General features: G+C 67.1%; 10 protein-coding genes and 1 pseudogene. 8 read left to right on the top strand and 3 right to left on the bottom strand.

Translation table 11 applies throughout. The features are described from left to right. Positions 1-17 precede the first annotated feature (17 nt). The 6 genes from BG90_RS27575 to BG90_RS27550 all read left to right on the top strand — a co-directional run bounded on the left by BG90_RS27575 (position 18) and on the right by BG90_RS27550 (position 9,086). Positions 18-1,508, top strand: coding sequence for an aldehyde dehydrogenase (locus BG90_RS27575; RefSeq protein ID WP_010118477.1), 1,491 nt, complete (start codon positions 18-20; stop codon positions 1,506-1,508). A gap of 16 nt (positions 1,509-1,524) precedes the next feature. Next, the gene (locus tag BG90_RS27570) at positions 1,525-2,490 is read left to right on the top strand and encodes a VOC family protein (protein ID WP_010118479.1); all 966 of its coding nucleotides are present in this window, start codon (positions 1,525-1,527) and stop codon (positions 2,488-2,490) included. Next, on the top strand, positions 2,483-3,730 hold the full coding sequence (locus tag BG90_RS27565) for an NAD(P)/FAD-dependent oxidoreductase (protein ID WP_010118481.1): 1,248 nt from the start codon (positions 2,483-2,485) through the stop codon (positions 3,728-3,730). Before BG90_RS27570 ends, BG90_RS27565 begins: the two co-directional genes overlap by 8 nt. Before the next feature lie 35 nt (positions 3,731-3,765). Further along, positions 3,766-5,172, top strand: coding sequence for an MFS transporter (locus tag BG90_RS27560; RefSeq protein ID WP_010118482.1), 1,407 nt, complete (start codon positions 3,766-3,768; stop codon positions 5,170-5,172). 576 nt (positions 5,173-5,748) lie between these two features. Beyond that, positions 5,749-8,196 carry a YadA family autotransporter adhesin gene (locus BG90_RS27555; RefSeq protein WP_025990198.1) on the top strand — a complete coding sequence of 816 codons (2,448 nt, stop codon included), beginning with the start codon at positions 5,749-5,751 and terminating at the stop codon, positions 8,194-8,196. Between the two features lie 59 nt (positions 8,197-8,255). Beyond that, a complete protein-coding gene (locus BG90_RS27550) occupies positions 8,256-9,086 on the top strand; it encodes an OmpA family protein (RefSeq protein ID WP_010118487.1) in 831 nt (276 codons plus the stop codon). A gap of 119 nt (positions 9,087-9,205) precedes the next feature. On the opposite strand, the gene BG90_RS27545 is transcribed toward BG90_RS27550, so the two are convergent. Continuing rightward, a complete protein-coding gene (locus BG90_RS27545; RefSeq protein ID WP_010108764.1) occupies positions 9,206-9,640 on the bottom strand; it encodes a universal stress protein in 435 nt (144 codons plus the stop codon). Between the two features lie 501 nt (positions 9,641-10,141). Here BG90_RS27545 and BG90_RS27540 point away from each other — a divergent pair. Further along, positions 10,142-11,653, top strand: coding sequence for an amidase (locus BG90_RS27540; RefSeq protein WP_045568476.1), 1,512 nt, complete (start codon positions 10,142-10,144; stop codon positions 11,651-11,653). A gap of 156 nt (positions 11,654-11,809) precedes the next feature. Here the strand turns inward: BG90_RS27540 and BG90_RS27535 are convergent, their stop codons facing one another. Then, positions 11,810-12,289 carry an Lrp/AsnC family transcriptional regulator gene (locus BG90_RS27535; protein WP_010118493.1) on the bottom strand — a complete coding sequence of 160 codons (480 nt, stop codon included), beginning with the start codon at positions 12,287-12,289 and terminating at the stop codon, positions 11,810-11,812. Positions 12,290-12,306: 17 nt separating this feature from the next. After that, positions 12,307-12,503: pseudogene (locus tag BG90_RS37945) on the bottom strand (hypothetical protein). On the opposite strand from BG90_RS37945, the gene BG90_RS27530 reads away from it, so the two are divergent. Further along, the gene (locus BG90_RS27530) at positions 12,483-13,784 is read left to right on the top strand and encodes a cystathionine gamma-synthase family protein (protein WP_010108767.1); all 1,302 of its coding nucleotides are present in this window, start codon (positions 12,483-12,485) and stop codon (positions 13,782-13,784) included. The pseudogene BG90_RS37945 and the gene BG90_RS27530 sit on opposite strands and share 21 nt — an antisense overlap. Positions 13,785-13,858 lie beyond the last annotated feature (74 nt).

Raw genomic sequence — 13,858 nt, 5'->3', positions numbered from 1 at the left:
CTGGGACACCCATCATCATGACTGCATTCGATTCTTCCCTCGTGCCGTCGGGCGAGATCCTGATCGGCGGCGAGTGGCGCCGCGGCCGCGGCGCGACGACGCCGAACTTCTATCCGGCCGACGGCTCGCGCAACACCGAGATTCACATGGCCGACGCGGCCGACGCGCATGAAGCGGTTGAGGCCGCCGACGCCGCGTGGCGCCGCGCGAATTGGGCCGGCCTCAAGCCGCATCAGCGCGCGGCCGTGCTGTACCGGATCGCCGATCTGATCCACGCGAATCACGAGGCGCTCGCGCAGTTGCAGCGGCGCGACAACGGCAAGCCGATCAACGAGACGCGCGCGCTCGTCGCGAGCGCGGCGAGCACGTTCCGCTACTTCGCCGCGTGCGCGGAGACGCTCGACGAGGCACTGACGCCGTCGCGCGGCGATTACATGACGATGAGCGTGCACGAGCCGCTCGGCGTCGTCGCGGCGATCACGCCGTGGAATTCGCCGATCGCGTCCGACGCGCAGAAGCTCGGCCCCGCGCTCGCGGCCGGCAACGCGGTCGTGCTGAAGCCCGCCGAGGTGACGCCGCTCGCGTCGCTCGCGCTCGCGCGTCTCTGCGAGCAGGCGGGCGTGCCGCCCGGCGTGATCTCGGTGCTGCCGGGCAAGGGCTCGGTGATTGGCGACGCGCTCGTGCGCCATCCGCGCGTGAAGAAGGTGTCGTTTACGGGCGGCACCGAAGTCGGACGCGGGATCGCGCGGCTCGCCGCGGAGAAGCTGATGCCGCTGTCGCTCGAGCTGGGCGGCAAGTCGCCGACGATCGTGTTCGACGACGCCGATCTCGATCACGCGGTCAACGGCGTGCTGTACGGCATTTTCAGCTCGTCAGGCGAATCGTGCATCGCCGGTTCGCGCCTCTTCGTGCAGCGGTCGATCTACGACGCGTTCGTCGCGCGCCTCGTCGACGCGGCGCGCAAGCTGCGCGTCGGCGATCCGGCGAGCGAGCGCACGCAGATGGGCCCGCTCGTCACCGCGCAGCATCGCGACACGATCGAGCGCTACGTGGCGCTCGGCCGCGACGAAGGCGGCCGCGTGCTGTGCGGCGGCGAGCGGCCGACGGGCGAAGGCCGCGACGCGGGCTTCTTCTATCTGCCGACGATCCTCGACGGCCTGTCGAACCACGCGCGCATCTGCCAGGAAGAGATCTTCGGGCCGGTGCTCGTCGCGCTGCCGTTCGACGACGAGGCGTCGCTCGTCGCCGCAGCGAACGACAGCGTGTTCGGCCTCGCCGCCGGCATCTGGACGCGCGACTACAAGCGCGCGTGGCGCGTCGCGCGCGCGCTCGACGCGGGCACCGTGTGGATCAACACATACAAGCAGTTCTCGATCTCGACGCCGTTTTCCGGCTGGAAGGAAAGCGGGATGGGCCGCGAGAAGGGCAGCCTCGGGATTCGCGAGTACATGCAGCAGAAGAGCCTCTACTGGGGCTTGAACGATTCGCCGCTGCCGTGGGCGAACTGACGGAAAGGACCATCGAATGAGCATTCTCGGCATCGAACAGATTACCTACGGCGTGACCGATCTCGCGACGTGCCGCCGCTTCTTCGCGGACTGGGGCCTCACGGAGGTCGCGCGCGACGCGACGCACGTGCGCTTCGAGACGATGAACGGCTGCACGGTGCTCGTCGTCGACGCGAGCGATCCGTCGCTGCCGCCCGCGTTCGAGGCAGGCCCGACGCTGCGCGAGGTGACATGGGGCGTCGGCACGCGGGCGGAGCTCGACGCGCTGCGCGGCAGGCTCGCCGGCCAGCCGGGCCACTACGAGATCGACGACGCGATCGGCTGCATCGATCCGAACGGCATGGCGATCCGCATCGAAGTGACGCGCAAGCGCGCCGTCGACGTGAAGGGTTCGCTGCCGAACGTGTGGGGCGAGACGCTGCGCGTCGATCAGCCGGCCGCGATCTACGAGCGCGCGGAGCCGATCGAAGTCGGGCACGTCGTGTTCTTCACGAACCGGCTCGCCGAGCAGGAAGCGTTCTACCACACGCTGCTCGGCTTCGAGACGTCGGACCGCTATCCGGGCCGCGGCGCGTTCATGCGCTGCGCGCCGCACGGCGGCCATCATGACCTGTTCCTGCTCGCGCTCCCGAACGGCAAGCGCGGCCTGAACCACGTCGCGTTCACGGTGCGCGACATCCACGAAGTGTTCGGCGGCGGGATGCACATCAGCCGCTGCGGCTGGGAGACGCAACTCGGGCCGGGACGCCATCCGGTGTCGTCCGCGTACTTCTGGTACTTCCGCAATCCGGCGGGCGGCCTCATCGAATACTACGCGGACGAGGACATGCTGACGCCCGCGTGGCAGCCGCGCGAGTTCGAACCGGGCCCGACCGTGTTCGCCGAGTGGGCGATCGACGGCGGCCTCGACGGCGACACGCGCCGGCAGAAGCACGCGCAGGCGCCGGAAGGCAAGTTCATGACGGAGCGCAAAGATGACTGAGCAAGCGAATGCCGCAGGGGAGGCCGCGCCGCGGGCCGTCGTCGTGATCGGCGGCGGGCAGGCGGCAGGCTGGGTGGTGAAGACGCTGCGCGGCGAAGGCTTCGCCGGGCGCATCGTGATGATCGCGGACGAAGTGCATTTGCCGTACGAGCGGCCGCCGCTGTCGAAGGCCGTGCTCGCGGGCGACGCGGATATCTCGACCGTGCGCGTCGTGCAGCCCGACGAATTCGGCGCGCTCGCGGTCGAGACGTGGCAGCCGGAGCGGGCGGCGTCGATCGATCGCGCGCGGCGCGTCGTGCGCACCGAGTCGGGCCGCGAGGTCGAATACGACCGGCTCGTGATCGCGACGGGCGGCGCGCCGCGCCGCTTGCCGGATGCGATCGTCAAGATGCCTAACCTTCATTACCTGCGCACGCTCGACGAGGCCGTCGCGCTCGGCGAGAAGCTGCGCGCGAGCCGTCGCGTGCTCGTGATCGGCGGCGGCTGGATCGGGCTCGAAGTCGCGGCGACCGCGCGCAAGCTCGGCGTCGACGCGGTCGTCGTCGAGGGTGCGCCGCGGCTGTGCGCGCGCTCGGTGCCGGACGCGGTGTCCGATTTCCTGCTCGAGCTGCATCGCGCGAACGGCGTCGACGTGCGCCTGAACGCGTCGCTCGCGTCGCTCGATGCGCACCCGGACGACGCGAGCCGCGTGCGCGCGACGCTCGCCGACGGCACGACCGTCGACGCGGATATCGCGGTCGCGGGCATCGGCCTCGCGCTCAACACGTCGCTTGCCGCGGACGCCGGGCTGCACGTCGACGACGGCGTCGTCGTCGACGAATACGGGGCGACGAGCGATCCGGCGATCTTCGCGTGCGGCGACGTCGCGAACCATCCGAACGCATGGCTGAAGCGCCGGGTGCGGCTCGAATCGTGGGCGAACGCGCAAAACCAGGCGATCGCCGCGGCGAAGGCGGTGCTCGGCGTGCGCGCGCCGTACGCGGAGATTCCGTGGTTCTGGTCCGATCAATACGACGTGAACCTGCAGATTCTCGGCGACCTGCCTGCCGACGCGCAGCTCGTGATTCGCGGCGACGTCGCGGCAAAGCGCGCGACGCTGTTTTTTCTGACGGACGGCGCGCTGCGCGGCGTGATCGCGATCAATTCGGCGCGCGACCTGAAGCTCGCGCGCAAATGGATGAGCCAGGGACGCGCGATCGACGTCGCCGCGCTGGCCGACACGACGAAGGCGCTCGCCTGATCGACGAGAACGACAACATGGAGGAGAACACACGCATGAGCACACTGGAAAGCGCCGTCGCGGGCGGGTCCGCGGCCGAAGCGGCGGCGAGCGCCGCGACCCCCGGCGCGATCATCGCGCGCCTCGAGCGGCTGCCCGCGAACGCGATGCAGATCCGCGCGCGCGTGCTGATCGGCACCGCGACGTTCTTCGACGGCTTCGACGTGATCACGATCGCGGCGACGCTGCCGCTCCTGATCCACAAGTGGGGGCTCTCGCCGAATCAGGTCGGGATGCTGATCGCGTCGGGCGCGATCGGTCAACTGCTCGGCGCGTTCCTGTTCCCGGCGCTCGCGGAGAAGTACGGCCGCGTGCGCGCGATCGCATGGAGCTCGGCCGTGATCGGCGTGACGAGCATCGCATGCGGATTCGCTTCGACGTTCGAAGCATTCGTGCTGCTGCGGATCATGCAGGGGATCGGCCTCGGCGGCGAGCTGCCGGTCGCCGCGACCTACATCAACGAGATCACGCGCGCGCACGGCCGCGGCCGCTTCGTGCTGCTGTACGAGATCGTGTTCCCGATCGGGCTGCTCGCGTCGATGGCGCTCGGCGCGTGGCTCGTGCCGCGCTTCGGCTGGGAGGTGATGTACTTCATCGGCGGGATGCCGCTCGTGCTCGCGCTCGTGCTGACGCGGCTCGTGCCGGAGTCGCCGCGCTGGCTCGCCGCGCGCGGTCGGCTCGACGAAGCGGGGCGGGCGCTGCATGTGTTCGAATCGTCGGTGAAGGGGCCGCTGCCTCCCGTGGCGCACGCAGGCGAGTTCGACACGCTCATGCGTAGTCATCCGAAACGCCGGATGGTCGATCTGTTCGGGCCCGCCTATCTGAAGCGCACGCTGGCGGTCGCGACGCTGTGGGCGACCTGCGGATTCATCCAGTATGGGCTCTCGACCTGGCTGCCGACGATCTACAAGAACTTCTATCACGCGCCGCTGCAGCTCGCGTTGAACCTCGCCGTGATCGGCTCGGTGATGGGCGTGGTCGGCTCGCTCGTGTCGGCGCTCACCGTCGACGTGGTCGGCCGCAAGCCGGTGATCGTCTGGTCGTTCGTGCTGTGCGCGCTGTCGCTCGTGTTCGCGGGGATCTATCACGCGTCGTCGGTGTACGTCGTCGCCGCGTTCTGCTCGCTCGCGCTCGGCCTGATGGCGTCGGGGTTCATCACGTCCTATGTGTACACGCCCGAGCAGTATCCGACGAGCATCCGCGCCGCCGGCTGCGGGCTCGGCAGCGCGTGGCTGAAGATCGCGTCGTTCGTCGCGCCGATGGTGGTGCCGCGCGCGATCGTCGGCGGCGATCTGAGCCCGGCGTTCTACCTGCTCGCGGCGGTGCCGCTCGTCGCCGCGCTGACCGTGCATTTCGTCGGCATCGAGACGAAAGGGCAGGTGCTCGAGAAACTCGAGGCGTAGCGCGGCGCTTCCGTCACGCTCGGCAAGGCAAAGAGGACGGCCCGGGAAATTCTCGGGCCGTTTTTCTTTTCGTGCGCTTGCCGCAAAAAGCGGTCGAAAAGATGCATCGAATGAGACGGCCGGCGTGTCCGCGCGATTCGCATCGCTCCGGCGGGCGGCGCGCGCCGGTTCTGAAGTTCGATAAATCGCGTTTCATTGATTTATTTATTGAACGTTTAAAACTCTTATCGAATGGCAGGAATTTTCTTATGTTGAATCTTTGGTAATGTTGGCTGGATTACATTTTTCGAATTCTTTCTCCAGTGTTCGATGGATTACTGTTTTTGATTATTTGGGAAGTGGCGAGGTGGAAAGTTATTAATATCCCTGCCTGCGAGGCGTGATCGGGGTTCGAGATTGATGCACCGGGAATCATATAAATGATTTTTGCATTTTAATCGCAATGCGTGATTCCGTTTTCGATGGCGCCAGTCCGGCGGACTGGGCGATCGGATACCTACCCTGCTGACGACCCGTGCGAATTGAATTCTCAGGGGATATTGAGTGAACAAAATCTACAATGTTGTCTGGAGCCGGGTGCGAGGCCAATTGATTGCGGTATCTGAATTTGCCGGGTCGAATGGAAGCAGGGGCTCGACGGCGGCTCGCGTCGACGCAGGCGCTGCGGCTTCCCGAGCGTCGCGCATTTCGTCGGCGAAGCTCGGCCTGATGTCGCTGTCGGTGGCCGCGGCGTTGGGCGCGATGGCCACCGACGCCGCCGCGCAGGTCAGCTATGCGGCGGGCTATAACGCGTACGCCGGCCCCGGCGGCAATACCGGCCCATGGGCGTTTTATAACCCGGCTTTCAGTCCGGGCTCGCTGCTGTACGGCACGGCGGTCGGCAACTACGCCTACGCGAACGGCGAGGGCGGCTCGGCCCACGGCGATCACGCCGCGGCGACCGGCCGCCTCGGCACCGCGCTCGGCGTCTATTCGGAAGCGGCGGGCGACGGCGGAACCGCGATCGGCGCCAGCGCGAGAGCGCTGCCGGACTTCAGCCTGGCGATCGGCACGAACGCGCAGGCGCTGAAGGACACGGGGCAGTCGATACCCGGCCGCGAAGACATCGGCACGATCGCGATCGGCTCCGGCGCGTTCGCACAGGGCGACAACAGCGACCCGCTGCACGTGTCCGCGCCGAACGCATTCGGCGGCTACTCGTCGGCCACGGCGAGCGGCGCCGTGGCGCTGGGCGAGGGCGCTGCGTCGTCCGCCTATTATGCGAACGCGCTCGGTGCCTATTCGAAGGCATCGGGGGCGGGCGCGGTCGCGGTGGGCGGCGGCGCCGAGGCGACGGCTCAAGGATCGGTCGCGATCGGCGGCGCGACGAGCGTCAACAATGCGACCGCGCTGTCCGGCTATGCGAGCGCAAGCGGCGTCAACGCGATTGCGATCGGCTCCGGCGCCCAGGCGACCGGCAGTCAGTCGATCAGCATCGGCACGGGCAACGTCGTGTCGGGCGCGAACGCGGGCGCGTTCGGCGATCCGTCGACGGTCACGGGCACGGGCTCGTATTCGTTCGGCAACAACAACACGATCAACGCGAACAACGCATTCGTGCTCGGCAACAACGTGACGATCGGCTCGGGTCTCGACGGCTCCGTGGCGCTCGGCAACGGCACGACGGTGGCGGCGGCCAACCCGACCAGCAGCGCGACGATCACCACGACGTCCGGCGGCCAGCTGACGCTGTCCGGCTTCGCCGGCGCGAATCCGACGAGCGTCGTGAGCGTCGGCGCGCCGGGCGCCGAGCGCCAGATCACGAACGTGGCGGCGGGGCGCATCACGTCGACCTCGACGGATGCCGTCAACGGCAGCCAGCTGTATGCGGTCGCGAGCACCATCGACAACGCGGTGAACGGCGGCGGGATCAAGTACTTCCACGCGAATTCGGCCGCGCCCGATTCCACGGCGGCGGGCGCCGATAGCGTCGCGGTCGGGCCGGCTGCCGTCGCCTACGGTCAGGACTCGATCGCCGAGGGCGCGAACGCATCGGCGGGCGTGAGCGGCAATCCCGCGATTGCCGGCGACGTCGCGCTCGGCAGCGGCGCGCAGGCGGCGGGCGGACGATCGCTCGCACTCGGCGCGAACGCGTCCGTCAACACGGCGGGCGGCGTGGCGCTCGGCGCCGGTTCGGTCGCGAATCGCGCGGCCGGCACCTACACGGATCCGATCACGGGCAGCAGCTTCACGACCGCGCTCGGCGCGGTATCGGTCGGCCTTGAAGGATCGCTGCGTCAGATCACCAACGTCGCGGCGGGCACGCAGGCGACGGACGCGGTGAACGTCGGCCAGTTGCAAGGCGCGATTGCGCAGCTGAACCAGTCGATCCGGAACATCACGAACGGGTCGAACTCGGGCAACAACGGGAACAACGGCAATAACACCGGGCAAACCGTGTCGGGCCAGTGGATCACGGGCAATCCGTCGACCTATACGGCGCCCGTCGCGAGCGGCATCGGTTCGACCGCCGCGGGCAGCGGCAGTGTCGCGTCCGGCACGAACAGCGTCGCGCTCGGCGACGGCGCGTCGGCTGCCGGCAACAACTCGGTGGCACTCGGCGCCCATTCGGTCGCGACCGCGCCGAACACGGTGTCGGTCGGCTCGGTCGGCAACGAGCGGACGATCTCCAATGTCGCGCCGGGCGTCAACGGCACCGATGCGGTGAACGTGAACCAGTTGAACAACGGCATCGGCAATGCGGTCGGTCAGGCGAATCAGTACACGGATCAGAAGGTCGATCATCTGCGGCGCGAGATGAACGGCGGCGTGGCCGCGGCGATGGCCGTGGCCGGATTGCCGCAGCCTACCGCGCCGGGCAAGAGCATGGTGGCGATCGCGGGCTCGACGTGGCAGGGGCAGCAAGGCTTCGCGCTCGGCGTATCGACGATCTCCGAGAACGGCAAGTGGCTGTACAAGGGCTCGCTCACGACCAGCACGCGCGGCGGTACCGGCGCGGTGCTCGGGGCGGGCTATCAGTGGTGAGGCGAGTCGCGCATGACGGCCGGTCTCGTGCCGGCCGTCCGGACGATAAGGAATCCAATATGAAAATGAACAGGATATCGAAATATGTGGCGGCGGCCGGATTTTGCGGGGCGCTGCTGGCGGGATGCGGAATGGCGCCGACCACCGCGCCGGACGGGTCGGTCGGGTTCCCGGCGCGCGACAGCGCATGGCTGAAGGAGGGCGCGTTCGTGAATGTCGAGAATCTGCGGCAGATCGGTCCCGGTCTCGACAAGAACCAGGTCTATGCGCTGATCGGCGAGCCGCATTTCAGCGAGGGGATCTTCGGCGTGCACGTGTGGAACTACGTGTTCAATTTCCGCACGGGTCCGGGGCCGAGCGGCGTCGTGACGTGCCAATACCAGATCCAGTATGACGATCACTATCGCGTGAAATCGACGTACTGGAAGGAGCCGGCGTGCAAGGCGCTCGCCGACGGCCCGAAGCCGGCGCCCACGGTGCAGACGGCGCCGAGCGACAATGTGAAGCAGTTCACGCTCGATTACCACCTGCTGTTTCCGTTCGACAAATCGGCGCTGCGCGATCTGCTGCCGAGCGGGCGCGCGGAGCTGGACCGGATCGCGGCCACGCTGCAGCAGCAATACCAGCACATCCGCTCGGTTCGGGTCACCGGCTATACCGATCGGCTCGGCACGGATGAATACAACCGCCAACTGTCGCTCGCCCGGGCTGAAACGATTCGCTCTTACCTGACGACGCGCGGCTTGCCGGGCGATCTGATCGTCGCGCAAGGGCTCGGCAAGGCCGATCCGGTGAGCGCCGGGTGTCCCGCCGGCCGTTCGTCCGAAGCGATCGCGTGTCTCGCGCCGGATCGACGCGTCAGGATCGACGTCGCAGGCGAGCGGCGCTAGGCCCGCCGCGACGGGGTGCGATGCCGGCGTGCGTCGGTACGCTGGCGGCGCCGAAAGCTCGCCGCGTGCGGCCGATCGGCGCCACGGCCGATTCGTGCGCGAATCGGCGCGCCGACTAGCTAGCGCACGGCGGTAACAGGCACGTTCGCGATGCGTACGAGGCGGTCGAGGATGCTGCGGTGGAAAAAATGGGCGAGCGCGTGGAGCGGATCGCGGCGCGGCGCGACGACGACGATCTCGTCGCAGCCGTTCTCCGCCGCGCAGGCGGCGATCGTGTCGGCGATCGGGCCGACTTTCATCGCGACCGAATATTTGACGTGAGCGTCTTTGAGGATGCCGATGGCTTGGGCGAGTTCGCCTTCCGAGAAATCATGCTCGATCTGGCGGAGCTTCGCGAGCGAATGGAAGGCTTCGAGGCGGGTGGATTCGAGAGGGGGCTGCACGTTGATCAGCACGACTTCGGACGCACATCGCTCGTGATACAGAAAGGCGGCGTGCCGCACGGCCTGCAGCGAACGCTGCGAGTGACCGACGGGGACCAGGAGTTTGAGCATGAGAAAACCTGTTCGGTAACGCGGTGACAGTAGGCTAGTCCTGTCGCCGTCGGCATGGCCTAAAGAAATTTGGGGGCGGCGTAAAAATGTTGTAAACGTCCGGCACGTCGTCGCGCTATAAAAAATACAAGAAATATAAATTTATGCGCATAAAGGGACAGGGTTCGGCCGGGACGGATTCGCGCCTTCGACAGTGTTCCGCTTCGGAGCGAGCCGGGCTTCCGGAGCCCCGTGTTGAACGCGACAGCGCGAGGCGGGACTTCTCGCTTCGTCCGCCTATCGTAGCGCCGGCGCGCGGATTCGGCGCATCGTCAATTGGATCGTTATCCGAATCGTCCGGAGGAATTGCCGCGATGCAGCGGGTCGCACCCGGAGCCGGGTCGCCGCGCAGCGGGATCCGAGGCGTTTATATAATCGTCCGCATCCGGCGAAGGCGGCGCTGTCGCGACGCCGTCGCACGCATTGCCGCCGACGTATCCACCGACCCACACGGAGACCCGTATGTCCGCAGGCATTTCCCCGTCTTCCCGCCCGCCCGCCGCGCCCCTCGATCCTCTCGATCCTCTCGATCCGCTCGTCGACATGCCCGCGCATGCGCTCGCCGCGGCGATCCGGCGCAAGGACGTGTCGTGCGTCGAGACAATGCGCGCGTATCTCGCTCACATCGAGCGCGTGAACGGCGACGTCAACGCGATCGTCGCGCTGCGCGAACCCGATGCGCTGCTCGCCGAAGCCGCGCAGAAAGACGCGGCGCTCGCGCGCGGCGAATATGCAGGCTGGCTGCATGGCATCCCGCAGGCGCCGAAGGATCTCGCGATGACGAAGGACATCGTGACGACGCTCGGCTCGCCGATCTTCCGCACGATGAGGCCGTCGGCCGACGCGCTCGTCGTCGAGCGGATGCGCGCGGCGGGAGCGGTGTTCGTCGGGAAGACGAACACGCCGGCGTTCGGGCTGGGCTCGCATACGTTCAACGAGGTCTATGGTGCGACGCACAATCCGTACGACCTGTCGAAAAGCGCGGGCGGCAGCAGCGGCGGCGCGGCGGCGGCGCTCGCCGCGCGGATGCTGCCCGTCGCCGACGGCAGCGATTTCGGCGGCTCGCTGCGCAATCCGGCCGCGTTCTGCAACGTGTACGGCTTTCGACCGTCGCAAGGGCGCGTGCCGCGTTGGCCGAGCGTCGACGTGTTCGTCCAGCAACTCGGCACCGAAGGGCCGATGGGGCGCACGGTCGTCGACGTCGCGCTGCTGCTCGCGATCCAGGCGGGCTACGACCGGCGCGATCCGCTGTCGCTCGCCGAAGATCCGCAGCGCTTCGCGCAATCGCTCGATGCCGATCTGCGCGGCAAGCGGATCGCGTGGGTCGGCGACTGGAACGGCTATCTCGCGATGGAGCCCGGCGTGCTGGCGCTGTGCGAGGCGAGCTTCGACGCGCTGCGCGCGATCGGCTGCGATGTCGATGCGGCGCTGCCGTCGTTTTCTCCGGAGCGGATCTGGCAGACCTGGCTCGTGCACCGGCATCTGCTGTCGGGCGGAAATCTGCTGATGCATTACCGCGACCCGTCGCGGCGCGCATTGCTGCAGCCGGAAGCGATCTACGAGGTGGAGGGCTTGTTCAAGCTCGGCGCGTCCGACGTCTACGACGCGAGCGCCGCGCGCAGCGCGTGGTACCACGCGCTGACGACGTTCTTCGAGCGCTACGACTACATTGCCGCGCCGACCGCACAGGTCTTTCCGTTCGACGTCGGCCTCCGCTGGCCGCAAGCGATCGCGGGACGCACGATGGATACTTATCACCGCTGGATGGAGACGGTCGTGCCGTGGACGCTCGCCGGCTGTCCGGTGATCAGCGTGCCGGTCGGATTCAACGCGGCGGGGCTGCCGATGGGCATGCAGCTGATCGGCCGGCCGCGCGACGATTTCGCGGTGCTGCAACTCGCGCGTGCGTACGAAATGGAGCGGGACTGGGTGAATGCGCGCCGGCCCGCGTTACCCGGCGCTCGAATCGAGTAGACGCGGCGGCGCATGACGGGCGCGGCTGATCGGCCATACGCGGGTCGCTCCGATCGACCGCCGAGATGCTCGAGGCGGTCGGCGCGCCGAAGTCGCGTGGATGCGCATTGGAACTATGCCGTCAATTCTTTTGGCATGCTGAACTATCGAGCCGGCTCACTTCGCGATCCTCAATTCACTCGCCGGCAGCCGGCTCGTCGATTTCAATTCGCGCATCGAAATCGTGCTGAGCAGTTCCTTGACGCCCGGCAGCGACCGGAGCCGATTCAATACGAAGCTCGAGAACGTATCGAAATTCTTCGCGACGATTTGCACGAGATAGTCGTGCTGCCCGGTCGTGTTATGGCACGCGACCACTTCCGGCATTGCCATCACGCCTGCTTCGAACGCTCGGCAGGTTTTTTCGGTATGGCTGTCGAGCGAAATGTTGACGAATGCGACGATCTCGTAGCCGAGCGCACGCCGATCGAGGATCGCCTGATAACCTGAGATGAAGCCGTCTGCTTCGAGCCGGCGCAGACGCTTCCAGCACGGCGCCGCGGACAGCGCCACGCGATCGGCCAGCTCCGCGTTGCTGAGGCGTCCGTTCTCCTGCAGGATCTTCAGAATCTTCAGATCTGTTTCGTCCAGCTTCATGCCGATCGCCATTTTTTTTATGAGGGAAATGAAGGAAGAAATATTCTTTTCATTATAGGGGCGTGCACGAATGAAATGGAAAGCATATTTCCTGCTAGCTTTCTTACACTGAGCCGATTGGCGATCGACGCGGCGCACGGCTTACCGCGCGCCGGCGAATCGAATCGCATCCATCGTAAACAGGAGCCACCGCATGACGTATTCGAGCTATCACAAGAAGGACATCGACGGCCGTCCGTTGCATCCGGAAACGCAGATGATGTCGTACGGATTCGATCCGTTCCTGTCCGAGGGTGCGGTGAAGCCGCCGGTGTTCCTGACATCGACGTTCGCGTTCCGCTCGGCGGAGGACGGCGCCGATTTCTTCGACGTCGTGTCGGGCCGCAAGCCGCTTCCGCAGGGCGAGGCGGCGGGCCTCGTCTACAGCCGCTTCAATCATCCGAATCTCGAGATCGTCGAGGACCGCCTCGCGCTGCTCGACGGCTCCGAGGCGGCCGTCGTCACATCGAGCGGGATGTCGGCGATCAGCGCGATCTTTCTCGCGTTCCTGCGGCCCGGCGATCAACTGGTGCAATCGGTGCCGCTGTACGGCGGCACCGAAACGCTGATCGCGAAGTTCTTCCGCGAATGGGGCGTGACCGCGCATCCGATCGAGGACGGCCTGTCGCCGCAGTCGATCGGCGCGGCGCTCGAAGCCGCCGCGCAGCAGGGACCGGTGCGGCTTTGCTACGTCGAGACGCCGGCGAACCCGACCAACGCGCTGATCGATCTCGACGGGATGCGACGCGAGCTCGACGCATTCGAGGCGCGTCACGGCTATCGCCCGATTTCGGTGTGCGACAACACGCTGCTCGGGCCGATCTTCCAGAAGCCGAGCGAGCACGGCGTCGACATGTCGGTGTACTCGCTGACCAAGTACGTCGGCGGCCATAGCGACCTCGTCGCCGGCGGCGTGACGGGCCGCAGGGATCTCGTCGCGAAAGTGCGTGCGGTGCGCAGCGCATTCGGTTCGCAACTCGATCCGCATTCGTCGTGGATGCTGATTCGCTCGATGGAGACGGTCGTGCTGCGAATGAAGCAGGCGGCGCGCACGGCATCGGCGGTCGCGAAGTGGCTGGCGACGAATCCGTATCAGAAGGTCGACGTGTATCACCCGGAGCTGATCGTCGACGATGCCTATCAGGCCGTCTACAAGCGGCAATGCGAGGGCGCAGGCTCGACGTTCGCGTTCGTGCTGAACGGCGGCCGCGCCGAAGCGTTCCGCTTCATCAACGCGCTGCATCTATTCAAGTCGGCGGTGAGCCTGGGTGGCACCGAGTCGCTGATCTGCCATCCGGCGTCGACGACGCATTCGGGTGTTCCGCAAGAGGCGCGCAGGGCGGCGGGCGTGTCGGAAGGGTTGATTCGCGTGTCGATCGGCCTCGAGCACGAGGAGGATCTGATCGCGGATCTCGACAACGCGTTTCGCCGATCCGGCCTCGCTGCGAGCGAATAACGCGCGAGCGGCGACGGAGCCGCGAACGATCGGCCCGGTGCAGTCAGCATTCCTGAGCGAGCGCTGCGCCGGGC

It is taken from the genome of Burkholderia oklahomensis C6786, from assembly GCF_000959365.1.
Classification (GTDB): domain Bacteria; phylum Pseudomonadota; class Gammaproteobacteria; order Burkholderiales; family Burkholderiaceae; genus Burkholderia; species Burkholderia oklahomensis.
Note: the sequence above shows the minus strand (reverse complement) of the source record. Positions and strands in the feature narration are given on the sequence as shown.